This window comes from Cellulosimicrobium sp. Marseille-Q8652, from assembly GCF_965112045.1.
In genome coordinates this window covers 869,703-892,695 of sequence record NZ_CBCOPS010000001.1, presented here as the reverse complement: position 1 = coordinate 892,695, position 22,993 = coordinate 869,703, and the positions used below count along the sequence as shown (strand labels likewise).

28 protein-coding genes and 3 tRNA genes are annotated in these 22,993 nt (G+C 74.9%); 17 read left to right on the top strand and 14 right to left on the bottom strand.

The features are described from left to right. The first annotated feature begins 25 nt into the window (after window positions 1-25). On the top strand, window positions 26-238 hold the full coding sequence (locus ACWPWV_RS03915) for a BldC family transcriptional regulator (RefSeq protein WP_454041645.1): 213 nt from the start codon (window positions 26-28) through the stop codon (window positions 236-238). A gap of 211 nt (window positions 239-449) precedes the next feature. Here ACWPWV_RS03915 and ACWPWV_RS03910 read toward each other — a convergent pair whose 3' ends face one another. The 5 genes from ACWPWV_RS03910 to ACWPWV_RS03890 form a co-directional block, all read right to left on the bottom strand. Then, entirely contained in the window at window positions 450-749 is a 300-nt protein-coding gene (locus ACWPWV_RS03910; protein WP_454041644.1) for a DUF3618 domain-containing protein, read from the bottom strand. Beyond that, complete coding sequence (locus ACWPWV_RS03905) at window positions 746-1,168, bottom strand: phage holin family protein (RefSeq protein ID WP_454041643.1); 423 nt, start codon at window positions 1,166-1,168, stop codon at window positions 746-748. The genes ACWPWV_RS03910 and ACWPWV_RS03905 overlap by 4 nt, the downstream gene beginning before the upstream one ends. A 199-nt stretch (window positions 1,169-1,367) precedes the next feature. Beyond that, window positions 1,368-1,440: transfer RNA gene (locus tag ACWPWV_RS03900), tRNA-Phe, on the bottom strand. Between the two features lie 54 nt (window positions 1,441-1,494). Further along, window positions 1,495-1,568 (bottom strand) — tRNA-Asp (locus tag ACWPWV_RS03895). 129 nt (window positions 1,569-1,697) lie between these two features. Then, window positions 1,698-1,770: transfer RNA gene (locus tag ACWPWV_RS03890), tRNA-Glu, on the bottom strand. A 50-nt stretch (window positions 1,771-1,820) separates the two neighbouring features. Between ACWPWV_RS03890 and ACWPWV_RS03885 the strand changes: the two genes are divergently transcribed. From ACWPWV_RS03885 to ACWPWV_RS03845, 9 genes are all read left to right on the top strand, one after another. Continuing rightward, entirely contained in the window at window positions 1,821-2,165 is a 345-nt protein-coding gene (locus ACWPWV_RS03885; protein WP_454042805.1) for a metallopeptidase family protein, read from the top strand. A gap of 58 nt (window positions 2,166-2,223) precedes the next feature. After that, window positions 2,224-2,544, top strand: a complete 321-nt coding sequence (locus ACWPWV_RS03880) for an ArsR/SmtB family transcription factor (protein WP_454041642.1) — start codon at window positions 2,224-2,226, stop codon at window positions 2,542-2,544. Continuing rightward, a complete protein-coding gene (locus tag ACWPWV_RS03875) occupies window positions 2,541-3,455 on the top strand; it encodes a cation diffusion facilitator family transporter (RefSeq protein ID WP_454041641.1) in 915 nt (304 codons plus the stop codon). Before ACWPWV_RS03880 ends, ACWPWV_RS03875 begins: the two co-directional genes overlap by 4 nt. Window positions 3,456-3,516: 61 nt before the next feature. Further along, window positions 3,517-4,512, top strand: coding sequence for a UDP-glucose 4-epimerase GalE (galE, locus tag ACWPWV_RS03870; protein WP_454041640.1), 996 nt, complete (start codon window positions 3,517-3,519; stop codon window positions 4,510-4,512). Window positions 4,513-4,612: 100 nt separating this feature from the next. Next, complete coding sequence (locus ACWPWV_RS03865) at window positions 4,613-5,527, top strand: phytoene/squalene synthase family protein (RefSeq protein ID WP_454041639.1); 915 nt, start codon at window positions 4,613-4,615, stop codon at window positions 5,525-5,527. After that, window positions 5,524-7,236, top strand: a complete 1,713-nt coding sequence (crtI, locus tag ACWPWV_RS03860) for a phytoene desaturase family protein (protein WP_454041638.1) — start codon at window positions 5,524-5,526, stop codon at window positions 7,234-7,236. Before ACWPWV_RS03865 ends, crtI begins: the two co-directional genes overlap by 4 nt. Window positions 7,237-7,243: 7 nt before the next feature. Beyond that, window positions 7,244-7,606, top strand: coding sequence for a lycopene cyclase domain-containing protein (locus ACWPWV_RS03855; protein WP_454041637.1), 363 nt, complete (start codon window positions 7,244-7,246; stop codon window positions 7,604-7,606). Next, complete coding sequence (locus ACWPWV_RS03850; RefSeq protein ID WP_454041636.1) at window positions 7,603-7,986, top strand: lycopene cyclase domain-containing protein; 384 nt, start codon at window positions 7,603-7,605, stop codon at window positions 7,984-7,986. Before ACWPWV_RS03855 ends, ACWPWV_RS03850 begins: the two co-directional genes overlap by 4 nt. Next, a complete protein-coding gene (locus tag ACWPWV_RS03845) occupies window positions 7,983-8,855 on the top strand; it encodes a prenyltransferase (protein WP_454041635.1) in 873 nt (290 codons plus the stop codon). Before ACWPWV_RS03850 ends, ACWPWV_RS03845 begins: the two co-directional genes overlap by 4 nt. Before the next feature lie 89 nt (window positions 8,856-8,944). Here ACWPWV_RS03845 and ACWPWV_RS03840 read toward each other — a convergent pair whose 3' ends face one another. Together ACWPWV_RS03840 and ACWPWV_RS03835 are read right to left on the bottom strand one after the other, a co-directional pair. Further along, entirely contained in the window at window positions 8,945-10,396 is a 1,452-nt protein-coding gene (locus tag ACWPWV_RS03840) for a M15 family metallopeptidase (protein ID WP_454041634.1), read from the bottom strand. Window positions 10,397-10,858: 462 nt separating this feature from the next. After that, entirely contained in the window at window positions 10,859-11,275 is a 417-nt protein-coding gene (locus ACWPWV_RS03835; RefSeq protein WP_454041633.1) for a hypothetical protein, read from the bottom strand. 114 nt (window positions 11,276-11,389) lie between these two features. On the opposite strand from ACWPWV_RS03835, the gene ACWPWV_RS03830 reads away from it, so the two are divergent. After that, entirely contained in the window at window positions 11,390-13,063 is a 1,674-nt protein-coding gene (locus ACWPWV_RS03830) for a mechanosensitive ion channel domain-containing protein (protein WP_454041632.1), read from the top strand. Between the two features lie 56 nt (window positions 13,064-13,119). On the opposite strand, the gene surE is transcribed toward ACWPWV_RS03830, so the two are convergent. The 3 genes from surE to ACWPWV_RS03815 are packed head-to-tail and all read right to left on the bottom strand — an operon-like array spanning window position 13,120 to window position 15,801. Continuing rightward, a complete protein-coding gene (gene surE, locus ACWPWV_RS03825; protein WP_454041631.1) occupies window positions 13,120-13,875 on the bottom strand; it encodes a 5'/3'-nucleotidase SurE in 756 nt (251 codons plus the stop codon). Between the two features lie 28 nt (window positions 13,876-13,903). Beyond that, entirely contained in the window at window positions 13,904-14,947 is a 1,044-nt protein-coding gene (locus ACWPWV_RS03820; RefSeq protein WP_454041630.1) for a 1-phosphofructokinase family hexose kinase, read from the bottom strand. Between the two features lie 29 nt (window positions 14,948-14,976). Further along, window positions 14,977-15,801 (bottom strand): glycerophosphodiester phosphodiesterase, encoded by an 825-nt coding sequence (locus ACWPWV_RS03815; RefSeq protein WP_454041629.1) that lies wholly within the window; start codon window positions 15,799-15,801, stop codon window positions 14,977-14,979. A gap of 129 nt (window positions 15,802-15,930) precedes the next feature. On the opposite strand from ACWPWV_RS03815, the gene ACWPWV_RS03810 reads away from it, so the two are divergent. Continuing rightward, window positions 15,931-16,479 (top strand): hypothetical protein, encoded by a 549-nt coding sequence (locus ACWPWV_RS03810; RefSeq protein WP_454041628.1) that lies wholly within the window; start codon window positions 15,931-15,933, stop codon window positions 16,477-16,479. 17 nt (window positions 16,480-16,496) lie between these two features. Here the strand turns inward: ACWPWV_RS03810 and ACWPWV_RS03805 are convergent, their stop codons facing one another. Further along, window positions 16,497-17,060, bottom strand: a complete 564-nt coding sequence (locus ACWPWV_RS03805; protein ID WP_454041627.1) for a TIGR03086 family metal-binding protein — start codon at window positions 17,058-17,060, stop codon at window positions 16,497-16,499. A gap of 70 nt (window positions 17,061-17,130) precedes the next feature. After that, window positions 17,131-17,313 carry a hypothetical protein gene (locus tag ACWPWV_RS03800; RefSeq protein WP_454041626.1) on the bottom strand — a complete coding sequence of 61 codons (183 nt, stop codon included), beginning with the start codon at window positions 17,311-17,313 and terminating at the stop codon, window positions 17,131-17,133. Window positions 17,314-17,404: 91 nt separating this feature from the next. On the opposite strand from ACWPWV_RS03800, the gene ACWPWV_RS03795 reads away from it, so the two are divergent. Together ACWPWV_RS03795 and ACWPWV_RS03790 are read left to right on the top strand one after the other, a co-directional pair. Beyond that, window positions 17,405-19,045 (top strand): class I SAM-dependent methyltransferase, encoded by a 1,641-nt coding sequence (locus tag ACWPWV_RS03795; RefSeq protein ID WP_454041625.1) that lies wholly within the window; start codon window positions 17,405-17,407, stop codon window positions 19,043-19,045. Between the two features lie 79 nt (window positions 19,046-19,124). Then, a complete protein-coding gene (locus ACWPWV_RS03790) occupies window positions 19,125-19,724 on the top strand; it encodes a winged helix-turn-helix domain-containing protein (protein WP_454041624.1) in 600 nt (199 codons plus the stop codon). A 9-nt stretch (window positions 19,725-19,733) separates the two neighbouring features. Here ACWPWV_RS03790 and ACWPWV_RS03785 read toward each other — a convergent pair whose 3' ends face one another. Further along, window positions 19,734-20,306 carry a pyridoxamine 5'-phosphate oxidase family protein gene (locus ACWPWV_RS03785; RefSeq protein WP_454041623.1) on the bottom strand — a complete coding sequence of 191 codons (573 nt, stop codon included), beginning with the start codon at window positions 20,304-20,306 and terminating at the stop codon, window positions 19,734-19,736. A 49-nt stretch (window positions 20,307-20,355) separates the two neighbouring features. Between ACWPWV_RS03785 and ACWPWV_RS03780 the strand changes: the two genes are divergently transcribed. Then, window positions 20,356-20,988 carry a DinB family protein gene (locus tag ACWPWV_RS03780; protein ID WP_454041622.1) on the top strand — a complete coding sequence of 211 codons (633 nt, stop codon included), beginning with the start codon at window positions 20,356-20,358 and terminating at the stop codon, window positions 20,986-20,988. 7 nt (window positions 20,989-20,995) lie between these two features. Here ACWPWV_RS03780 and rlmC read toward each other — a convergent pair whose 3' ends face one another. Further along, on the bottom strand, window positions 20,996-22,126 hold the full coding sequence (rlmC, locus tag ACWPWV_RS03775; RefSeq protein ID WP_454041621.1) for a 23S rRNA (uracil(747)-C(5))-methyltransferase RlmC: 1,131 nt from the start codon (window positions 22,124-22,126) through the stop codon (window positions 20,996-20,998). A 118-nt stretch (window positions 22,127-22,244) separates the two neighbouring features. Here rlmC and ACWPWV_RS03770 point away from each other — a divergent pair, with 118 nt between their 5' ends. Further along, window positions 22,245-22,469: a three-helix bundle dimerization domain-containing protein gene (locus ACWPWV_RS03770; protein WP_454041620.1), complete on the top strand. Its 225-nt coding sequence runs from the start codon at window positions 22,245-22,247 to the stop codon at window positions 22,467-22,469. A 73-nt stretch (window positions 22,470-22,542) separates the two neighbouring features. Further along, on the top strand, window positions 22,543-22,947 hold the full coding sequence (locus ACWPWV_RS03765) for a type II toxin-antitoxin system VapC family toxin (protein ID WP_454041619.1): 405 nt from the start codon (window positions 22,543-22,545) through the stop codon (window positions 22,945-22,947). Window positions 22,948-22,993: the final 46 nt, after the last annotated feature.

The following is a 22,993-nucleotide window of genomic DNA, read 5'->3' as shown; positions in this document are numbered from 1 at the left end:
GCGCGTTCCAGGAGGAGGTGCCGTGATGTCCATGCATGGAGAGTCCGAGGTTCTGCTCACGCCCGCCGAGGTCGCCAGTCTCTTCCGGGTCGACCCCAAGACCGTGACCCGCTGGGCGAAGGCGGGCAAGCTCTCGTCGATCCGCACCCTCGGTGGTCACCGGCGCTACCGCGAGTCCGAGGTGCGCGCGCTGCTCGGCGCCGCCAGCGAGCCGGCCGACGGCGCCGACAAGAGCTGACACCGGCAGCGGACGCCCGGCCTGGCTCGGCGGAGGGGACGCCCTTCCCGGCAGTCGACGGCGTGCCGGCTCCTCGCAGCAGGTGCGCCGGCCCGTCACCACAGGCACGGCGCGCACCGTCAAGGCACGCGCCGCACGATCGGCCGGCACCGCGGCCCCGGTGCCGCAGCACCGCGATCAGGCTGGCGCCGGCACGACGGCCGGTGGTCGGCTACGAGCGCCGGCGGAGGATGGCGGCGACCACGAGCGCAGCTCCCGCGACGGCCGCGCCCAGGAGCACCTTGACGTTGCGGGACCGGTCGGCGTCCTCCTCGGGGAGGCCGCCCCCCGTCAGGAAGGCACCGGTGTCGGACGCCGCCTGCTTCGCCTGCTGCGCGACGTGAGAGGCCTGGACCCGGGGGTCCAGCCGCGTCGTGAGCTCGTCGATGGTCCCGGCCAGCTCGGCGCGCGTGCGCGCGATCTCGTCCTCGATCTGCGACTGGGACGGCGCGGGTGCCTTGTCGGCGCTCACGGGCGAACCCCCTTCTTGATGGTCTCGACGTCTTCCTTGATGCTGTCGACCGCCGCGGTCGGCGTGGGCGGCACGCCGCGCTGGAGCTGCTTCACCCCGACGAACGCGAGGCCTCCGGCCACGAGCACGAGGACGAGCCCGACGATCAGCGCGGCCAGCCACGTCGGCATGACCGTGGCGAGGCCCTCCATGCCCGAGGCGAAGAGGAACCCGAGCCCGTAGAGCACGAGCACCGCTCCGACGACGAGCATCCCGATGCCCACGCCGGCGTGCGTCGCCTTTTCCTTGAGCTCCGCCTTGGCGAGCGCGATCTCGGAGCGCACGAGCCTGGTCGCCTGCTCGGAGAGGCGCTCGACGAGCTGCCCGACCGTCGGCTTCTGCTCCTCGGGCGGGATGCGCCCGTCGACCCAGTCGCTCATGTCTCCGCCTTTCGCCGATGATCCTCGCCCCACTCAACCGGCAGCCACGTCGGTCCGCAACTCCCGGGCCGTCAGCGGGGGAGCCGGGCGCGTGCCCTGTGACGTGCCACGACGCGCCAGCACGGGGACGAGACGTGCCGGGACGTGCCGGGCGACGAGAAAGCCCCCGCCGATGTCTCCCCGGCGGGGGCTTCGTGAGTGGCTCCGACCGGCGTCGATCCGGTGACCTTTCGATTTTCAGTCGAACGCTCTACCAACTGAGCTACAGAGCCTTGACACGAGAGCCCGGGCGGCCGATGTCGACCGGCCCGGGCTCTCGCCTCGCGCGACCCTGACGGGACTTGAACCCGCGACCTCCGCCGTGACAGGGCGGCGCGCTAACCAACTGCGCTACAGGGCCTTGCTGTGATGCTGCGGTTCTCCTGCGTCTCGCCGTCCGGCGGGCTGCTTTCGAACCGTGAGGATCGTACCGTACCGAGGAGCCGATCCGTAAATCGGCTGGTGATCACCGGTCCTGCGCGATCCCGCGTACCCCCAACGGGATTCGAACCCGTGCTACCGCCGTGAAAGGGCGGGGTCCTAGGCCGCTAGACGATGGGGGCTCGAGGACGTCGGCCAGTGTACAGCGGGGGAGGATGGTGCCGTGGTGGAGATGACGCTCGAGGAGTTCGAGGACGCGGTGCGCGACGGGCTGGACCTGGTGCCCCCCGACCTGGCGGACCGGATGGACAACGTGGTCGTCCTCGTGGAGGACGACGCGCCGGCGGACGACCCGGAGCTGCTCGGGCTTTACGAGGGCGTGCCGCTCACCGAGCGTGGCGAGATGTGGGCCGCGGGCTCGCTGCCCGACCGCATCACCGTCTACCGCAACCCGACCCTCGCGATGTGCGAGACGCGGGACGAGGTGGTCGAGGAGGTCGCGATCACCGTGGTCCACGAGATCGCCCACCACTTCGGGATCGACGACGAGCGCCTGCACGAGCTCGGCTGGGGGTAGGTGCCGCACGAGGCGGCGCACCCTGGTATTCATCGACGTTCACCGATAACATCGTCGTATGACGATGGAAGGTTCGACGCACGACCACGAGGCCGTCGCTCGGCTCCTGCACGCGCTCGCCGAGCCGAGCCGCCTCGCGCTCGTCCACCTGCTCACGGGTGCCGAGCGTCGTGTCGTCGACCTCACGCGCGAGCTGGGGCTCGCGCAGTCCACGGTGTCCGCCCACCTCACGATGCTGCGCGACGCCGGGGTCGTCGCCGTCCGCCGCGAGGGCCGCTCGTCGTGGTACCGCCTGCTGCGTCCCGAGGTGGCGCACCTGCTCGCCGACGCCGAGCACGTCGCCCTCGCGCCGCGTGAGCGGGCCGAGGAGGCATCATGAGCGGTCACGCGCACGCGCACGGCACGGCGACCGGCGCGCACCGTCGGCGTCTCGTCGTCGTGCTGGCCATCACCCTGACGGTGATGCTGGGCGAGGTCGTCGGCGCGCTCGTCTCCGGCTCGCTCGCCCTGCTCGCGGACGCGGGGCACATGCTCACGGACGCCTCGGGGATCGCGATCGCCCTCGTGGCGAGCTGGCTCGCCGCCCGCCCGGCGACGTCGCGGCGCACGTTCGGCTGGCAGCGCGCCGAGATCCTGGCCGCGCTCGCGAACGCCCTGATCCTCGGGTTCGTGGCCGTCACGGTGATCGTCGAGGGGGTCGGGCGCGTGCGTGCGCCCGAGCCGGACATCCAGGCGGGCGTCATGATCGTCGTCGCGCTCGTGGGCCTCGCCGCCAACGCCGTCGGGCTGCGGCTGCTCCACGCCGGCCAGGCCGAGAGCCTCAACGTCCGCGGGGCGTACCTCGAGGTGCTGGGGGACCTGCTCGGCTCCGTCGCGGTCGTCGCGGCGGGCGTCGCGGTCGCGGCGGGCTTCCCGCGCGCCGACGGGATCGCGTCGGTAGCGATCGGCCTCATGATCCTGCCGCGCGCCGTCCTGCTGCTGCGCGACGTCGCGCACGTCCTCCTCGAGGCGACGCCGCCGGGCGTCGACCTCGCCGTGGTCCGCGAGCACATGGAGGGCGTCCCCGGCGTCGTCGGCGTGCACGACCTGCACGCCTGGACCATCACCTCCGGCGTGCCGGTCCTGTCCGCGCACGTCGCGGTGGAGACGGAACGCCTCGACCGGGGCGAGGGGACGGACGTCCTGCGCCGGCTCTCGACGTGCCTCAGCGGCCACTTCGACGTCGACCACTGCACGTTCCAGATCGAGCCGCCGGACATGCGGTGCACGAGCTCGTCGGCGCACCGCTGAGGATCGCGCTCGCGCCCCCGGCGGGCCGAGGAGTCACGGCGCCCGCGGTTAGGCTGACCGCATGACGATCCTGGTGACCGGCGGAGCGGGGTACATCGGCGCGCACGTGGTGCGGCTGCTGCAGGAGAAGGGCGAGAAGGTCGTCGTGGTCGACGACCTGAGCACGGGCCGGGCCGACCGGGTCGGCGACGCGGAGCTCGTCCAGGTCGACGTCGCGGCGCCGGAGGCGGTCGACGTGCTGACCCGCGCCCTCACCGAGCACGACGTGCGCGCCGTCATCCACTTCGCGGCGCGCAAGCAGGTCGGCGAGTCGGTCGAGAGGCCCGCGTGGTACTACCAGCAGAACGTCGGGGGATTCACGAACCTGGTGACCGCCATGCAGGCGGCCGGGGTCGACCGGCTCGTGTTCTCGTCGTCCGCGGCGACCTACGGCATGCCCTCGGTGTCGCTCGTGGAGGAGAAGCTGCACGCCGAGCCCATCAACCCCTACGGCGAGACCAAGCTCGTCGGCGAGTGGCTCGGCCGCGCGGCCGGTCGCGCCTGGGGCCTGCGGTTCGTCGCGCTGCGCTACTTCAACGTCGCGGGCGCGGGCTGGCCGGAGCTCGGCGACCCGGCGGTCCTCAACCTCGTCCCGATGGTCCTCGACCGCCTCGAGCGGGGCGAGCGGCCGAAGATCTTCGGCGACGACTACCCCACGCCGGACGGCACGTGCCTGCGCGACTACATCCACGTGCTCGACCTCGCGCGCGCCCACCTCGCGTCCCTCGACTACCTCGACGCCGACGAGCGTCCGTTCGACGTGTTCAACGTCGGCACGGGCGAGGGGTCCTCCGTCCGCGAGGTGATCGACGAGATCGGCCGCGTGAGCGGGCTGGACGTGACGCCCGAGATCGAGCCGCGCCGCGCGGGCGACCCGCCGCAGCTCGTGGGCGACCCGCGCCGCATCAACGAGGTCCTCGGCTGGCGCGCGTCGCAGGGTCTGCCCGAGATCATCTCGTCGGCGTGGGAGGCGTGGCAGACCGGTCCCCGCCGGATCGAGGTGCCCGCCGACGTGTGAACGCGGTCGTGCCGTGAGACCATTGCATTCCTCAGCATGCTGAGGAATGGGTGGGGCGCGCGCTCCCCGGTTCCTCGACGACCCTGGACGGAGTGGTGGCGTGGGCGCCGAGCACGACCTGTACGACCGCACGGCGGCGCGCACGAGCAGGGTCGTGCTCGCGTCCTACTCGACCTCGTTCGGGCTCGGGGCGCGACTGCTCGACCGGGCGACCCGCGACGGGATCGACGCGGTGTACGGCCTGGTGCGCATCGCGGACGAGGTCGTGGACACGCGGCGCGGTGACGGCGCGGGCGAGGTCCTCGACGAGCTCGAGGCGGAGACGGCGCGCGCACTGGAGCGTGGCTGGTCCACGAACCTCGTCGTGCACTCGTTCGCGCGGACCGCGCGACGGTGCGGGATCGGGCACCACGAGATCGATCCCTTCTTCGCCTCGATGCGCACCGACCTGACCGTGCACGTGCACGACCGCGAGAGCTATGAGCGGTACGTGTACGGCTCGGCGGAGGTCGTCGGGCTCATGTGCCTGGCCGTCTTCCTCAACGCCCACCGCGGGCCGCGGGACCCGCTGACCAGTCCCGACGAGACCCTCGTCCACGGGGCTCGCGCGCTCGGGGCCGCGTTCCAGAAGATCAACTTCCTGCGCGACCTGCGCACCGACTACGCGGACCTCGGCCGCCGCTACCTGCCCGGCGTCGTGCCCGACCGCCTGCGCCGGCGGGACGTGGAGGCGTTCTGCGCCGAGGTCGAGGCCGACCTCGCTGCGGCGCGCGCGTCGCTCCCGGGGCTCCCCGTGCGTGCGCGCGTCGCGGTCGCCGCGACGCTCGCCGTCTACGACCGGCTCCTCGCGCGGCTGTGCGCGACCCCGCCGGAGGAGATCCTCCGGGTGCGCGTGCGGGTCGCCGATCCGGTGAAGCTCGCGCTCGCGGCGCGGGCGGCGAGCACGCAGCTCCTCGGCCAGGTCGCCGTGCCGCGCGGCCGGTCCGTCGTGGCACGCAACCGGGCGGTCGTGTGAGGACCCCGCGCGTCGCGGTCGTCGGGGGCGGCATCGCCGGGCTCGCGACCGCCGCGCTGCTGGCGCGGGGCGGCGCGCACGTGACGCTCCTCGAACGGCACGACACGGTCGGAGGCCGCGCCGGGACGCTCGAGCTGGACGGGTTCCGCTTCGACACCGGACCGTCGTGGTACTTCATGCCCGAGGTGTTCGAGCACTTCTTCGCGCTGCTCGGCGAGCGGGTCGAGGACCACGTCGACCTCGTCCGCCTCGACCCGGCCTACCGCGTCTTCTTCGAGCCCGACGGCAGCGACGGCAGCGACGGCAGCGACGGCACGGTGGGCCCGGCGTCCGGCGGCGGTGCCGACGGCGTCACGCTCGAGGTCACGCGCGACCGCGCCGCGACGCTCGCCGCGTTCGACGCCCTCGAGCCCGGCGCGGGCGCGCGCATGGGTGCGTACGCGGACGACGCCACGGAGGCCTACCGGCTCGCCCTCGACCACTTCCTCTACACGACCTTCGAGCGACCGGACCGCGCCCTGTCGCCCGACGTCCTGCGGCGGCTGCCGCGGCTCGCGCGCCTGCTCGGGCGGACCCTCGCGGACCACGCCGCGGGGACGGTCGACGACGCGCGGCTGCGCCAGGTGCTCGGGTACCACGCCGTCTTCCTCGGGTCCTCGCCGTACCGGGCCCCGGCGCTCTACTCGCTCATGAGCCACCTCGACCTCGTGGACGGCGTGCTGTACCCGCGCGGCGGGATGTACACGGTCATCGAGGCGATCGAGGGGCTCGCGCGCGCCGAGGGCGTCGAGATCCGCACGGGCGTGGAGGTCGAGGCGATCGAGGTCGAGCCCGGTGCCCGGCGCCGCGGGCGCGCCACCGGCGTGCGCCTCGCCTCGGGCGAGGTGGTCGCCGCCGACGTCGTCGTGAGCGCGGCCGACCTGCACCACACCGAGACCCGCCTGCTGGACCGGCGCTGGTCGACGCGGCCCGAGGCGTGGTGGGACGCGCACGGCCCGGGCGTCTCGGCGCTGCTGGTCCTCGCGGGGGTGCGTGGCGAGCTGCCCGAGCTCGCGCACCACTCGCTCTTCTTCACGCGGGACTGGCCCCGGAACTTCGAGGCGATCCTGGGCACGGACGCGGGGAGCACCGTCACCGGGCTGCGCGTGCCCGAGCCGGCCTCCCTGTACGTGTCGCGCACGACCGCGACGGACGGGCCGTCGTCCGGCAACCCTGCCGCGCCGCCCGGCCACGAGAACCTCTTCGTCCTCGTCCCGTTCCCCGCGGACCCGGCGCTCGGCGCCGACGCCCCGTCGCAGCGTGCGCTCGAGGGGCTCGCCGACCGCTACCTCGCCCAGGTCGGCTCGTGGGCGGGGATCGACGACCTGCCCGGCCGCGTCGTGACGCGACGCGTGCTGGGGCCCGCGCACTTCGCGACCGAGCTGTCGGCGTGGCGTGGCGGGGCGCTCGGCATGGAGCACACGCTGCGCCAGTCCGCTCTGTGGCGTCCCGGGGTGGTGTCACCGCGCGTCGACGCGCTCTACCACGCGGGAGGTGGCACGATCCCCGGCGTGGGACTCCCGATGTGCCTGATCAGCGCCGAGCTCGTCGCCAAGCGTCTGCTGGGCGAGACCTCGTCGCGCCCGCTGCCCGCGCCGCTGCGGCCCGGCTTCCTCGACGCGAGCCGGCGGCCCGAGCGCCTGGGTGCGCCCGTCGCGGTCCGGCGGTGACGCGGGGGTGACCGGACTGGCCTACCTCGGCGCGCTCGCCGTGTCGATCGGCGGCATGGCCCTGATCGACCGCAGGTTCCGCCTCGCGTTCTGGGACGACGCACGTCGCGCGGCGCTCACCGTCGGGGTCGGGGTCGTCGGGTTCCTCCTGTGGGACGTCGCCGGGCTCCTGCTCGGCATCTTCGCCCGCGGCGAGAGCCCGTGGATGACGGGCATCCTCCTGGCGCCCGACCTGCCGGTCGAGGAGGTCTTCTTCCTCACGCTGCTCTGCTACGTCGCCCTCGTCCTGTGGCGCCTGCTCGAGCACGCGATGCGCCGCCGCGCGCCGGGCGACGGGGCCCGGGTCGGCCGCCGGGGCGATGACGCATGACGAACATCGTGCTCAACACCCTCGTCGTCGCCGTGCTCGTCGCGGTGTCGTGGCGCGTGCTGCGCCGTCTGCGCGCCTGGCCCCTCGCGCTCACGGTCCTCGCGCTGTGCGTCCTCACGCTCGTGTTCGACACCCTCATGATCGCCGCCGACCTGTACGTCTATGACCCGGAGAAGATCCTGGGCGTCTACCTGTGGGGCGCCCCGCTCGAGGACTTCGCCTACGCCGTCGCCGCGGCGATCGGCATGCCGGTGCTGTGGACGGTCCTGGGCCGTCGTCGTCGTGGCGCCGGACGGGACGACACCGCCGGACCGGGCGACACCGCCGTACCGGGCGACACCGCCGGGCCGGACCACGTCGCCGGAGGGGAGGCGTCGTGAAGGAGGTGCTCGCGGCGTCGCGACCGTTCTCGTGGATCAACACCGCCTACCCCTTCGCCGCCGGGTACCTCGTCGCGACGGGCGGGCGCGTCGACGTCGCGCTCGTCGTCGGGACGCTGTACTTCCTCGGCCCGTACAACCTGCTCATGTACGGCGTGAACGACGTCTTCGACTACGAGAGCGACCTGCGCAACCCGCGCAAGGGCGGGATCGAGGGTGCCCTCGCCGACCCGGCGACCGCGCGCTCGACCCACCGGCGGATCCTCCGGGCCTGCGCGCTGACCAACCTCCCGCTGGTCGTCTGGCTCCTCGCGCTCGGCGACGTGGCCGCGGGCCTCGTGCTCGCGCTCGTGGTGTTCCTCGTGGTGGCCTACTCGGCGCCCGTCCTGCGGTTCAAGGAGCGGCCGTTCCTCGACTCGGCGACGTCGTCGATGCACTTCGTCGGGCCGCTGCTCTACGCGCTCGTGCTCGTCGGCGCCGACCTCGGGTCGCGCGCCGTCTGGCCCGTGCTCGTCGGCTTCTTCCTGTGGGGCGTCGCGTCGCACGCCTTCGGGGCCGTGCAGGACGTGCGTGCCGACCGGGAGGCGGGCATCGGCTCCGTGGCGACGGTCGTCGGCGCGCACGCCACCGTGCTCGGGGCGGCCGGCGCGTACGCCGCCGCGACGGTGGTCCTCGCCCTCCTGCCGTGGCCCGGTGTCCTCGCCGCGCTCCTGCCGATCCCGTACGTGGTGAACGTGCTGCGCTTCCGGGACGTGCGCGACGCCGACTGCGAGCGCGCCAACGCGGGGTGGCGCACGTTCCTGGGGCTGAACCTCGTGACGGGCTTCCTCGTGACGATGCTCCTCATCGCGGCCGCGCTCGCCGGATAGGAGCACCGCAGGCCCGCGGCCCGCGACGACGACGCCCCGCGACCGGGACCGGTCGCGGGGCGTCGGGACGAGCAGCAGGCGCGGACGCCTCAGGAGAGGTCGCCGTACTCCCAGTGCCACGGCTCGTTCTTGGCGCCGCCGGCGCGCGCCCACTCCGGGTTGTCCCAGCCGAGCGCGGGGGCGTTGGCGCGCATCCACTCGTACTGCGCGGTGCCGTAGCTCTGGAGACCGCCCCCGAGGTCGAGGGCGAGGCCCCAGCCGTGGTTCGACGTCCCCGGGATCGCGGCGTAGTAGCCGCGCGACGCCTTGACCGAGACCTGGGAGCCGTACGAGCGGTAGGAGTCCGTGACGGACATGTCCGTGCCGAACGCCTCGCGGTACTTGATGTTGAGCGCCTCGATCTGGTGGTCCGCGTCGCAGCGCAGCAGCTCGCCGGGGGCGAAGGACAGCTCGCAGAGGGCCTCGGCGGGGATCTGGCCGTTGCCGTACCCGGCCGTGGACGTCGCCCACTGGTCGAGCTGGGCGGCCACCTCGGCCGCCGACGGCGGTCCCGGGATGACCTCGACGGCGACCCCCGCCTCGGTCGCGTCGAGCAGCGTGCGCAGCTCGGCCGTCAGTGCGGTGATGTCGTCGGCGCTCGCGGGCGCGACCGTCGCGGCGTCGTCCTCGGCCGGCTCGGCGGACGCCTTCTTCTCCGCGGCCGCGGCGTCGGTCGCCGGCTCGGCCGGGGCGTCCTCGTCCGGAGCGTCGTCCGCGGCCGGCGTCGCGTCGCCCGACGGCTCGGCGACCGCCGCGCCGTCCGCGGCGGGCTCGAGCGGTGCGGGGGGCACGAGCCCACCCGTGAGCGGTGCGGCGAGCTCGTCGAGGCGCGTGCGCGCGCTGCTCCGGCTCGCGCGGTCGGCGTCCCGGTCGGCGTCGGCACCCGCGGCCTCGGTCGTCGCGACAGCGTCGTCAGCCTTGCCGGCCTGGGCAGCCTCGTCGGTCACGGCCGCCTCGGCGCCCGCGTCGTCCGCCGCTGCGGGCTCAGCGGTCGCCGCGTCCTCGACGGCGGCGTCCTCGGTGGCTGCGGCCTTCGGTGCCGTGGCGTCGTCCAGCGCGTCGGCCGGGCCACCGGTCGCGGAGATCGCCTCGGAGAGGCGCGTGCGCGTCTCCTCGATCTTCGCGGCCTGGGCGGCGGGGAGCGACCCCGCCTGCTCGCTCGTGACGTACTCCGCGCGCACGAGCGCGTCGCTCGCGGCGTCGATCACCGCGGGGTCCGCGACGACGACCGGCGCGCCGGCCGTCGTGAGGGGAGCCGTCGTGAGAGGAGAGGTCGTCTGCGGGGCAGGCGTCGCCGTGCGCTGCGTCGAGGTCCCCGCCGGGGCGAAGGCCGCGGCGGCCGTGGTGGCCGTGAGCGCGACGGCCGCGAGGGCGGCGCCGGTCCCGGCGGCGGTGCGGCGGGCGCGCGGGCCGGTCACCGGGAGCGGCACGAGAGCCTCGAGGCGGGCCGTGGTGCCGAGCGACGAGCGCAGCGAGGTGCGCGGGGCGGAGTGGCGGCCCATCTAGCGGTCCTCGCCGGGGGTCGGCCGGCGGGCACCGCGGGCGTCGTGGTGGAGCAGAGTCAAACCAGGGTCCGATCGTCGGGTCGTGGTCGGCGGAGCCCGGCGGGCGGCCCCCGGGCAGGGGCAGCCGGACGGATGGCGGGCGCGATGACCACGACGGCGTGCGTGTCGTGGCGGGACGCTCCGGCCCTCGCACCACGAGGTCGGCTCCCGGGCTCGCGTGGCGATCCCTACCGACCGTTCAATCGTCAACTAGGCAGGCGTCCAGTCGTGCCCGTTTCCGCGGGGATGCGTCGCGAATGGCGTGCGGAACCCGTGCTGAGGATGTGAAGAGGGTACGTGTCACGCGACTCGCGTCCCGTGCGATGCGCTGCCGACGAGCGTCGCGAGCGCGGACCCGGACACCGCGACCGCCGCGTCGGCGAGCGCAGCCCGTCCCCGGGTGTGTGCTCCCGTGCCCCGTCAGGGACCGTCCCCGGTGCTCGCCGTGACGAGGGCGAGCAGCGCCCGGGCGTACGCGTCGGCGGGGTCGCCCGCCGAGAAGGTCGCGGCGTCGTCGCGCAGGACGGTGCTCACGACGTACTCCTCACCGGTCCGGTCCAGGCGTCGGAACGTGCCGCCGAGCAGCACGCGCAGCTGGCTCTCGAGGGGGTGCCAGAGCGCGTCCTCCAGCGCGACCGAGTCGAGGGCCCACTCCGTGGTCCCGTTGAAGCCGAGGACCACGCCGGTGTCGAACTCGTGCGGCTCGATCGTCATGTCGCTCACCGTGAAGACGTCGCCGTCGGGACCGGTCGCGAGCAGCCGGAACCGGTCCCCGGAGACGGGGGACCATCGCACCCCGGCGTCGCGCAGGGAGAGGGCGAGGTCCCACGAGATCATGCGCCCACGGTAGGCCCGGCACGACGGCGGCGCCCGTCGCGACCACGGGCCCGTGACGATCGTCTCCACCGCCCGGCTCGCGCGCCCGGGGCGGGTCCTGCCTACGTTGGGGGGATGGAACCGGAGATCGAGAACGCCACCGACATCCTCGTGACCCTGGGTGCCGCGGCCGCCGGGATCGTGGTCGCGTTCCTGCTCGGCACGATCCTGTCCGCCGTCGTCCGGCGTCTCGGCCGCCGCAGCGAGCTGATGCGCGACCTCTCGCGGCGCCTGCGCCGACCGGACCGCGCCGTGCTCATGGTCCTCGCGGTGTGGATCGCGGTGCGCCTGACGACCGACGCGTCCACGACCTGGCTGCCCGTCGTCGAGCACCTGCTCCTCATCACGCTCATCGGCGTGGGGGCGTGGTGGGTCGGCGCGTTCGCGTTCGTGCTGGAGGACTCGGCGCTGCAGCGCTACCGCATCGACACCGTGGACAACCGGCACGCGCGCCGCGTGCGGACGCAGATCACCGTGCTGCGTCGGCTCACCGTGGCCGTCATCGTCGTGTGCGCGATCGCCGGGGTGCTGCTCACGTTCCCCGAGGCGCGGGCGGCGGGGGCGAGCCTCCTCGCGTCGGCCGGCCTCATCTCGATCGTCGCCGGCCTCGCCGCGCAGACGTCGCTCGCGAACGTGTTCGCGGGCATGCAGATCGCGTTCACCGACGCGATCCGCGTGGACGACGTCGTCGTGCTCGAGGCGGAGTGGGGCCGGATCGAGGAGATCACCATGACCTACGTCGTGGTGCACCTGTGGGACGACCGTCGGCTCATCCTGCCGTCGACCTACTTCACGACGACGCCGTTCCAGAACTGGACGCGGCGCGCCGCCGACCTGCTCGGCACCGTGGAGCTCGACCTCGACTTCGAGGTGCCCGTGGGAGCGATGCGCGCCGAGCTGAAGCGGCTGCTGGCCCTGACCGACCTGTGGGACGAGCGCGTCGGGATCCTCCAGGTGACGGACGCGGTCGGCGGCCTCGTGCGCGTGCGGGCGCTCGTCAGCGCGCACGACGCCCCGACGCTGTTCGACCTGCGCTGCTTCGTCCGCGAGGGCCTCGTGGACTGGCTGCAGCGGGCGGCGCCGCAGGGCCTGCCGCGCACGCGCTGGGAGGGTGCCGCCACGATCGAGCCCGACGACGCTGGGAGGCCCGCGCTCGTCGCGCACCCGGACGACGCCCGGGCCGGCGGCCCAGGACCCGGGCCCACGGACGGGCACCCGGACGACGAGGGCGACCGGGCGGACGACGAGCCGCCCGTCGCGCCCTCGCGCCCGCCGCGGCTCCCTCCGGACCGCGGCTCGCGACGCGCCGACGCGCCCGTCGTGCTCGGCACGATCCGTCGTGCGGGAAGGGCGGGAGCCGCGCCGAGCGAGGACCCGACCCGGCTCGTCGGGGTCGTGCCCGGTCCGGGGAGCGGCGCGCCGGGCGAGACGCGGGTGCTGCCCGTCGTCGGGCACGGGGACGACGAGGTGCCCGCGGCGGCCGAGTCCGCGTTCTTCAGCGGGAGCGCCGAGGGCGAGCAGCGCTCGAAGGCGTTCGCAGGCCCGGGGCAGGACGTCATCGAGGAGCGCGAGCGCACGGCCGAGCACGCGCGGGTGGAGGAGGAGCTCTTCGACGGCGCGGCGGACGCACGGCGGGACGACGCCGAGGGCCGCACCGACGAGGGGGGCCGCACCGGGGACGGCGACCCCGGGGACGGCCACCCCGGGGACGGCGACCCCGGGGACGACGACCGCCGGGCGCGGGACTGACCACCGAACCGGCGCGGGTCCGGGGGCGCGGACCCGTGCCCGGACGGCGCCGCGGCTCAGCCGAGCCCGGGGATCTCCACGCTCGTGTCGGCGAACGGTGCGCGCAGGAGGGTCGCCGTGGCCCAGCCGCGTGTCAGCAGGCCCGTGTCCGACTCGGGTTCCGAGTGCCGCTCCGTCCCCGAGTACTGGAGCATGAGGTGGCGGTCGCCGTCCTCGTGCACGCGCGCCTGCACGAGGCCGAACGTCGCGAGCGGCGCCGACCGCAGGCCGCGGAGCTGGTCCGGGGGGCAGTCGGGGACGTTGACGTTGAGCGTGCGCCCCTCCAGGGAGGTCCGGCCGACCCAGCCGACCACGTGGTCCGTGACGCGCCGCGCCGTCTCCCAGTGCCGTGGCTCGGCGGCGTCGACCGAGACCGCGATCGACGCGATCCCGTGCGTCGTCGCGGAGAGCGCCGCGCCGACGGTGCCGGAGTGCAGGATCGCGTTGCCCGTGTTGGCGCCCTTGTTCACGCCCGAGAGCACGAGGTCGGGCTTCGGGCCGAAGCCGCCGTACGCGGCCACGAACGCGATGAGCGCGGGCGCGGCCCGGACCGCGAAGGACGCCGTCACGCCGTCGGGCACCCCGGGCGCGTCCCGCGGCTCGACGACGAGGCGCCCGTCGTGCTCGGCGCCGAGCAGGGACGCGCTCGCCCCGGAGGACTCGCGGGCCGGGGCGGCGACGGTCACGTCGTAGCCGGCGTCCAGCGCCGCGCCCGCGAGCACGGCCAGGCCGGGGGAGTCGATCCCGTCGTCGTTGGTCACGAGTGCGTGCACGTCGTCCTCCGGGTGGGTCGTCGGTCGGTCAGGGAGCCTCGCGCACGGTGACGCGTCGCGCGAAGCGTTCGATCTGGTCGCGGCGGCCGGTGCCGAGCCCGCGCCGCGTGACGTTGAGCGCGCCTGCGGCGGCCCCGATGCGGACCGCGTCGGGCAGCTCGAGACCGCGCCCCAGCCCGACGGCGATCCCGGCCGTCATCGAGTCGCCGGCACCGCGGTGGTCCACGGTCGTGACGCGCGGCGTCGTGACCCGGTACGTGTGCTCGCGCGTCACGAGGAGCGTGGGGTCGTGCGCGCGCGAGACGACGACGGCCCGCACGCCGGCGTCGACCATGTCCCGGGCGGAGGCGAGCAGGGCGCCCTCGGTGTCGTCGTCGCTGAAGCCGCCCTCGACGAGCTCCTCGTGGCTCATCTTCAGCACGACACCGGGCGCGTCGCAGACCGCGCGCGCCTGGTCGCGGGACAGGTCGGCGACGACCTGGCGGTCGGACGCGTGCAGGTCGCGCGCGAGCCGGCCGAAGAACGAGGCGGGCACGCCGACGGCCGTCTCCGAGCCGGTGAGGATCGTGACGGCGGCGTCGAGCGCGCTCACGAGGACCGTGCTGTACAGGTCGTCGACCTCGTGCCGGTTGAGCGGGTACGGGTCCATCGTCACGACCTCGGTGCGCTCGCCGCTGCGGCGGTCGTGGACGAACGCGCCGTTGCCCCCCGTGCCGACCGTGCGCAGCTCGAGGTTCTCGGCGCGCGCGAGGTGCGCGGCGACCGTGCCGGTCTCCCCGCCGAACGGCCCGCACACGACGACGCGCGCGCCGAGCGAGTACGCCATCCGCCCGAGCCACAGCCCTTGCCCGCCGGGGTGCACGTGCACCTCGGGCGACGACTCGTGCGGCCCCGCGGGCTCGATCTCGATCGTGAGCAGCGGCGTGAGGGCGAGGACGCACACGGTGGGCGTGCGCGCCTCGACCGGCGCGGCCGTGGCCTGCGCGCCCAGGGGAGCGGCCAGGGGAGCGGAGGCCGTGGTGGCGACCGACGGCTCGGGCGGGGGCGTCGGGGCCGGGGACGTCGCGCTCATCCGTCGAGGCTAGGGCGCGCGGCGCCGCCTCACCCGGCGAGCGGCGCGTCCGGCGTGCCGAGCCGGCCGTCGAGCCAGCCCGCGAGCCGGTCGGGCCGGTCGGTGACGACGCCGTCGACGCCGCGGCGGAGCAGCCCGAGCCAGTCCCCGGGCTCGTCCGCCGTCCAGACGAGGACGCGCAGCCCGGCGTCGTGGAGGACGCCCACGAGCCCCGGTTCACGCTCGAGCAGCGCGACCTCCGGGTTGCACGCCACGACGCCCAGCTCGGCGCACACCTGCACGAGCTCGTCCGTGCTGTCCGGGCGCAGCGCGAGGAGAAGACCTCGCGCGAGGTGCGGTGCGGCGTCGCGCAGCGCCGCGACGGTCGGCGGCCAGAACGACTGCACCACGACGCGGCCCGCGAGCCCGGCGGCGTCGACCTCCTTCGCCACGAGTCGGACGTCGTCGGGCGACCAGATCCCCTTGAGCTCGACGAGCAGGTCGATGCCGGGGCGCTGCGCGACGAGGCGCGCGACGTCCTCGAACGTCGGGACGCGCTGCCCGGCGTAGGCCCGCGAGAAGGACGCCCCGGCGTCGAGGCCGCGCACCGCGTCGAGGGTCAGGTCCGCGACGCGACCGGTGCCGTCGGTGGTCTCGTCGACGGTGTCGTCATGGAGGACGACGACGCGCCGGTCCGCCGTGAGGCGCACGTCGAGCTCGATCGCGTCGGCGCCCGCGCGCCACGCCGACTCGAACGCGGCGAGCGTGTTCTGCGGTGCCACGGACGAGCTCCCGCGGTGGGCGACGACCGCCGGTCGCCCCCCGCGGGCCGTGGCCGGGAGCAGGACGCGGGGCAGGTCGTCGTCGAGGGACATGGCGCCAGTCTCGCGACGCGGCCGCCGACGCGCCAGGGTGCAGGGCCACCCGTCGCCGACGCTTCCCCCGCCGTTCACCCGGCCGGCCCGGGTTGGGCGCTCGCGGGGGCGGGTGGTTCCATGCTGTCCATGGCCCTCCGACCCGCCCTGTCCCGACCTGCCGCGTCCCGACCTGCCGTCCTCGTCACGGGCGTGCTGTGCGCCGCCCTGCTCACCGCCTGCTCGGGCGGGTCCGACGAGACCGCCGACCCGACGCCGTCGGCCACGCCGTCGGCCTCGTCGTCGAGCACCGCGGGCGCCGACGAGACGGACGGCACCGCGAGCCCGGACGAGACCCTCACGCTGCAGCAGGCCTGCGCGGCGATGTACGTCGACGGGGGCGAGCCGCTCGAGCGCCGCGTCGTCGACGCGCTCGTCGCCATCAGCGAGGACGGGGCGGGCACCGAGACCGTGGGCACGATGACCGCGGTCGGGATCGAGCTCGGCAGCCTCTCGGTGACGGTGCCCTCCGAGCTCGAGGGCGCCGTCGAGAAGGTGCGCGTGCCGTTCCTCCAGCTCCAGGAGAACCTCGACACCGGGACCGAGGAGTCGGTCGAGCTCGACGTCGCCTCGGCGCGCGAGGGGCTCACGGAGTACCGGGAGCTGTGCGACGCCGCCGGGGAGACGGCGAGCAGCTGAGCCCGTCGGCCCGTCGGTCAGCGGCGGCGGCCCGTGAGGGCGAGCAGCCGCGTGAGGTCGTCGGCGTCGTCGCCGACGTCGAGCGGCGCGCGGAACAGCGGGCCGGGGCCGAGCAGCGTGGAGCGGGCCTCCGCGTAGTGCAGGGCCCAGGCGACGAGCGCCGGGTCGGCCTCCTCGTCGCCTCCCGTCGCGCGCGCGAGGTCCCACGCGTGGACCACGAGGTCGAACGTCATCTGCGCGCAGTACTCCGCGGCGGACGTGTCGCCGTACGACAGGTGCACGACCCGGTCGAGCGCGTCGGGCGCGAGGAACGCCTCGCGCGCCTGCACGGACGCGTCGACCCACCGGTCGACCGGGTCGTCGCCGAGGACGTCGCCGTCGAGGACGTCGCCCACCTCGGCGAGGGTCCGGCCGGCGAGGAGCTCCGGCGCCCAGAGCTGCTCGGCCGTGAGGTGGTTGACGAGGTCCCGCACCGTCCAGTCGTCGTCGGGGGTGCGCCGCGGCCAGTCGCCGTCGGTCAGCGGCCGCACGCGCGCGTCGAATGCTCCGATCGCGTCGCCGTGGGCGGAGAGCACGTCCATCGTCGTCCTCCTCGATGAGCCTGCGTCCACCGTCGCACGGATCCCGCGGTCCGGCGCGGACGACGTCGTCTCAGGACCGCAGCGCGAGGGTGAGGACGATCGCGACCACGCCCCAGAGGACGAGCCCCGCACCGCAGCCGATCGCGAGCCCGTTCGCGCCCGTCGACCGGCCCCGGGGCGTGGCACGGACGGCCGCCGCGGAGATCGCGAGGCCGGACACGACAAGCACAGCCCCCGCGATGATCCAGAACATCGCGTTCACCGTGCCACAGGTCGGGTGCCCACCGCATCGCGACGGGCGGCGGGCTTGCGCCGCGCGGGTCGCCACCAGCACCGTTGTCCCCGTGCCCCACCGAACCGACGGCCCTGTCCGCCGCATCCTCTTCCCCGGCCGCCACCATCTCGTCACGCGGTTCCAGGTCGACTACCTGCGGGCCCTGCGCGCCGGGCTCGTCCGGGACCTGGACGGGCGGCGCGTCCGGTGCGCGCCCGACGTCGAGGTCGTGTGGGTCGTGACCTCCGCGAACCACGCCGGGACGCGCCGCAACCCGCTGCCCGGGCACCGGCGCGAGGCGCTCATCGAGAACGTCGCGGCCCGCGAGGGCCTGCCGAGCGTCGTCGTCCCCGTGCCGGACGTCGCGCCGAGCCCGCGCTTCGCGACCCTCGTCGTGACGAGCGTCGAGACGGGCACGGGCCGCGGGCCCACGCCCGCCGACACGGTCGTGGCCTGCTCGACGCCGTCCGTGATCGCCGCGTACCGCGAGCTCGGCTTCCGCGTCGCGGGGGTCGAGCTCGACGCGGCAGAGGACGTGGGCGGCCACGACGGCGCGCCCCTCGCGCAGGACGCCGGCGCGGCGCGTCCGTGGGACGTCGTCGAGCGCCTCGCCGCGGGCGACGACCGCTGGCGCGAGCTCGCGCACCCGGCGGTGCCGGACTTCTACGCCCGCTACGGTCTCGTCGACCAGGTGCGCGAGATCTTCGCCGACCCCGTCGTCTCGGGGGACGGCGACCTCACGACCACGCGCGACTACCGCACCTATGCGGCCGCCTTCGAGGAGGCGTCGGCGCGCAAGTGGGCGCAGGTCGCGCCGCACGTGCGTCCCGGGCGGGTCGTCGACATCGGCTGCGCGACGGGCGGCCTGCTCGAGCACGCGGCGCGCGAGCCGCGCCTGCACGAGTCCGACCTGTTCGGGGTCGACGTCGCGCGGCACCTCGTCGCCGAGGCCGAGCACAAGAAGGCCCAGGGCGTGTTCGCGAACCCCAACGTGTGGTTCGTGCAGGCGAACATCCTCGCGCGCTCCGTCATGCCGGACGCGTCGGTCGACACCACGCTGACCGTCGCGCTCACGCACGAGGTGTCGTCGTACGGCGACGGCGTGCGCGACGTCGCGACGTTCGCGCGGCGCGTGCACGGCCACACCCGGCCGGGCGGCGTCTGGGTCAACGCGGACGTGTGCGGCCCCGCCGAGCCGGAGCGCGTCGTCGTGCTCGCGCTGCGGTCCGACGACGGCGCCCCCGCCACCGGGGACGGGCCGCTCGGCGCGCGCACGGACCTCGACGGGCTCGCGCGCGAGGACGTCGCGGCGTGGGTGGGCGGGCTGTCGACCGACGCGCGGCTCGCGCAGTTCGCGCACGACTTCCCGCGCTCGTCGGGCGCGTCCTTCGCACCCGAGCCGCTCGGTGCCGGACGCTGGCGCCTCACGCTGCGCGAGGCGATGGAGTTCCTCACGCGCAAGGACTACGTCGACAACTGGCTGTCGGAGGCGCACGAGCGGTTCTGCGACCTCACGGGTCCGGGATGGGCGACGCTCCTCGAGGAGGCGGGCTTCACGCTCGAGCCCGGGAGCGGGGCGTGGCGCAACGAGTGGCTCGTCGAGCACGCGTTCGCGCCCGTCGCCACGCTGCACGACGCCACGACGGGGGAGCACGTCGACTGGCCGGACACCCACGTGCTGACCGTCGCGCGCCGTCCGGAGCTCGCCTGAGCGACGTGCCGCGCCGACGCCGGTCGCGCGCGACGGCGTCGGCCTGTCGACGGGGGCGATCGCCTGGCATGGTGGACCCGTGCTGCTCGACGCGCGGAGCTTGCGGGGCATCCAGGACGGGACGGTGACGCTGGCGTTCCGGCGCTGGACCGTGCCGCGCGTGCGCGTCGGGACCCGGCAGCGCACGCGCATCGGCGTGGTGGAGGTGACGTCCGTCGATCGGGTCCCCCTCGGCCCGGACGGCACGCCGCTGGTGTCCGAGGACGACGCTCGCCGCGCCGGCACGGCCTCGCCCGCGCACGTGCTCGCCCGGGGCGCCGGACGGGAGGGCGACCTCTACAAGGTGGGGCTGCGGTTCGCGGGCGCCGACCCGCGCGTCGCCCTGCGGGCGGACGACCACCTCGACGAGGCCGCCGTCGAGGCGATCCGGTCGCGGCTCGCGCGCACGGACCGCGCCGCCGACGAGCCGTGGACGCGTGCCTACCTCGAGCTGGTCGCCGCGAACCCGGGCGTCGTGGCGCGCGAGCTCGCCGCCGGGATCGGGATGGAGCGGGACCCGTTCAAGGTGCGCGTGCGGCGGCTCAAGGAGCTCGGCCTCACCGAGAGCCTCGACGTCGGCTACCGGATCTCGCCGCGCGGCGCCGCGTACCTCGCGGCCACGCGCGCCGACCCGGCGTGACGCCCCGCGTCAGTGCCGGGGGCTGACGGCGCCGTCGATCGCGGGGAGGCCGTCGATGCTCGACGTGTTCTTGAGCTGCCGGTAGTCGTCGAGCTGCTCGGGCGTCTTGCGCGCGGCCCAGCGGTCGAGCAGGTCGCGGTCCTCGACGAGCTGCATGCGCGGCACGGAGAAGCCGCACGAGTCGGAGACGCGGGTGACGTCGACGACGACCGCGCCGCGCTGCCCGGCCGTCTCCTGCTTGCCGAACAGCGGGCGGAGGGTGTCGAACTCCTCCGTGCCGGCCTCGACGTACCGGCCGCGGCCGTGGAACCGCACGATGTTCGGCGGCCCCTCGAACGCGCAGAACATGATCACGACGCGGCCGTTCTCGCGCAGGTGCGCCGGCGTCTCCGCCCCCGAGCCCGTGTAGTCGAGGTACGCGACGCGGTGCGGCCCGAGGACGGCGAACGTCCCGGCCATGCCCTTCGGGGCGACGTTGACGTGCCCGTCCGCGGCGAGGGGCGCGGTCCCCACGAAGAACACGGGCTGGGAGAGCGCGAAGGCCGCGATCCGGTCGGTGATCTCCGTGTGCACGGTCGCCATGACCCGAGTGTGGCACCGTCGCCGGCGGCCGGGGAGTAGCGTCCGGGGGATGAGCGCACCGAGCACGACCCCGCCCGCCGGCTGGTCGCCGGAAGACCCCAAGGCCACGCTGCTGCGCTACCTGGCACGCGAGCGCGCCGTGCTGCTCGCCAAGGCCGACGGCCTGGGCGAGCACGACGTGCGCCGGCCCCTCACCCGCACGGGCACCAACCTGCTCGGCCTGCTCAAGCACGTGGCGAGCGTCCAGGTCGGCTACCTGTGCGAGACCTTCGGGGGGACGCACGACCTCGCGATGCCGTGGTTCGACGACGGCGCGGAGGTCAACGCCGACATGTGGGCGACGGCCGACGAGTCGCGCGAGGAGATCCTCGAGCTCTTCCGCCGCTCCTGCGAGATCTCCGACGAGTGGGTCGCCGGTCTCGACCTCGACGCGCGCGGCGAGGTGCCGTGGTGGCCGCCGGAGCGGCGCGTCGTGACGCTGCACCAGATCCTCGTCCACGTGCTCGACGAGATGGCGCACCACGCGGGCCACGCCGACATCGTGCGCGAGCTCGTCGACGGCGCCGCCGGCAACGGCCGGGGAGACGTGCCCGAGCAGTCCGACGCGGAGTGGGCGGCTTACCGTCGACGTGTCGAGGACGCCGCGGTCGAGGCCGCGCGCCGGGCGGGCGAGGCCGTGTAGCGGGGCGTCAGGCGCGCTCGAGGAGGACCGCGACCTCGTAGTGCGCGGTGTGGGGGAACATGTCGAGCACGCGCGCCTCGCGGGCGCGCAGCGACGGCATGAGCGCGAGGTCGCGCGCGAGCGACGTCGCGTTGCAGCTCGAGTACACGACGTGGCGGACGTCCGAGTCCTCGAGCCACGTGCTCAGCGTGTCGCCGATGCCGCGGCGCGGCGGGTTCACGACGACGAGGTCGGGTTGTGCCGCGGCCGGCTGCGCCAGGGCGAACGCGGTCGCGTCGTCGGCGAGGAACGTCGCGCGGTCCAGCCCGGCGTCCTGCGCCGTGAGGCGTGCGCTGGCGATCGCCTCGACGCTCGTCTCGACGCCGACGACGTCGCGGTCCCCGCCCGCGACGTGCAGCGCGAACCCGCCCACGCCGCAGTAGAGGTCCCAGACCGAGGAGGGCGCGGCGTCGTCCACCCACGTGCGGCCCTGGCGGTACAGGGCCGCCGCGACGTCGGTGTTCGTCTGGAAGAAGCTCTGCGGGCGCAGGTGCAGGTCGATGCCGTTGACCGTCATGCGCAGCGTCTCGGTGCCGGTGAGCAGGATCTCCGTCTCGCCCTCGACGACGGCCTTGTGCTCGGGGTGGATGTTCGCGGAGACGACGCGCAGCCGGGGGAGCGCGTCGAGCAGGGCGGGCAGGTGCTTGCGGATCCGCGGGACCGACTCGGTCGAGCGCAGGACGAGGCGGGCCATGAGGTCGCCGTCGGGCGAGAGGGTCACGAGCACGTACTTCAGCTCCCCGCGGCGGGCGCGCACGTCGTAGGGGACGAGGCGTGCGCGCGTGACGAGCTCGGAGAGCGGGGCGAACGCGTCCTGCAGACCCGGGGGGTAGAGCGGGCAGTCGGTGAGGTCGACGCCGCCGCCCTCCGCGAGGATCCCGAGCACCGGGTCCTCGACTGTCCCCGTGACGACCATCTTCGCCTTGTTCCGGAACCCGGCCTCGGGCGAGCGCACGGGCTCGAGCCACCGCACACCGGGAGCGAGGGGAGCCAGGAGGTCCGTGCAGTGCCGCTGCTTGTCCACGAGCTGGGCCGGGTACGGCTGCTCGAGGAGCGTGCACGACCGGCACCGCCAGGCGTCGTAGTGGTGGCACTGCACTCTCTCGAGTCTACGGGCGGGACCCACCGTCGTCGGGCCGGTCGGAGGGGCCGGTTCACGGGGCAGGTGTTCACCGCCCGTTCCCTGCCCGGTCACCGCGGCGTGCGACCGTGCCCCCATGACAGCTGACGAGACGCGCGAGATCGACGTCGTGGTCCAGCGCATCGCGGACCGTTTCCCGGGTGTGGACCCGGACGACGTGCGCGCGCAGGTGCACGCCGAGCTCGAGGTCTTCGAGGACGCGCACGTGCGCGACTTCGTGCCCGTGCTCGTGGAGAACGCGGTCATGGACACCTTGCGGGCGTCGCTCGAGCCGACGCCGATCGTGCCGCCCGAGGCCTGAGTCCGTCGACGGGAGCCCGGACCGGGCGGTCCGGGCCGTCGACGCCGGGTCGGGGCGGTGCCACGATGACGGCATGACCCGTTACGCGATCGACGCGCCCGTGGCGATCCGGCTGGCGCGCGAGAAGGTGGTCGTGCCGGCCGAGCACCAGCTCGTGGCGCCCAACCTCCTGCGGTCGGAGGTGCTGTCGCGCCTCTACCGCGCGGTCCGCTCGGGTGAGCTGGGCGAGCACGAGGGCCGCGAGCTGCTCGACCGCGTCACGACCACGAGGATGCGCCTCCTCGGGGACCGCGTCTCGCGCGCGACCGCGTGGCAGGTCGCGGACCGTCTCGGCTGGGCGGACACGGCACCGGCGGAGTACGTCGCCGTCGCGAGGCTCCAGGCCGACGTATTCGTCACGGAGGACGCCGACCTCGCGCGGGCGGCGGAGGGGCTCGTGCGCGTGGCGTCCTTCGAGGAGCTGTCGTCGCTCGCGTGAGCCCTGACCCGCTCGCTGAGCGAGCGGGCGGGACAACGCGTACCGT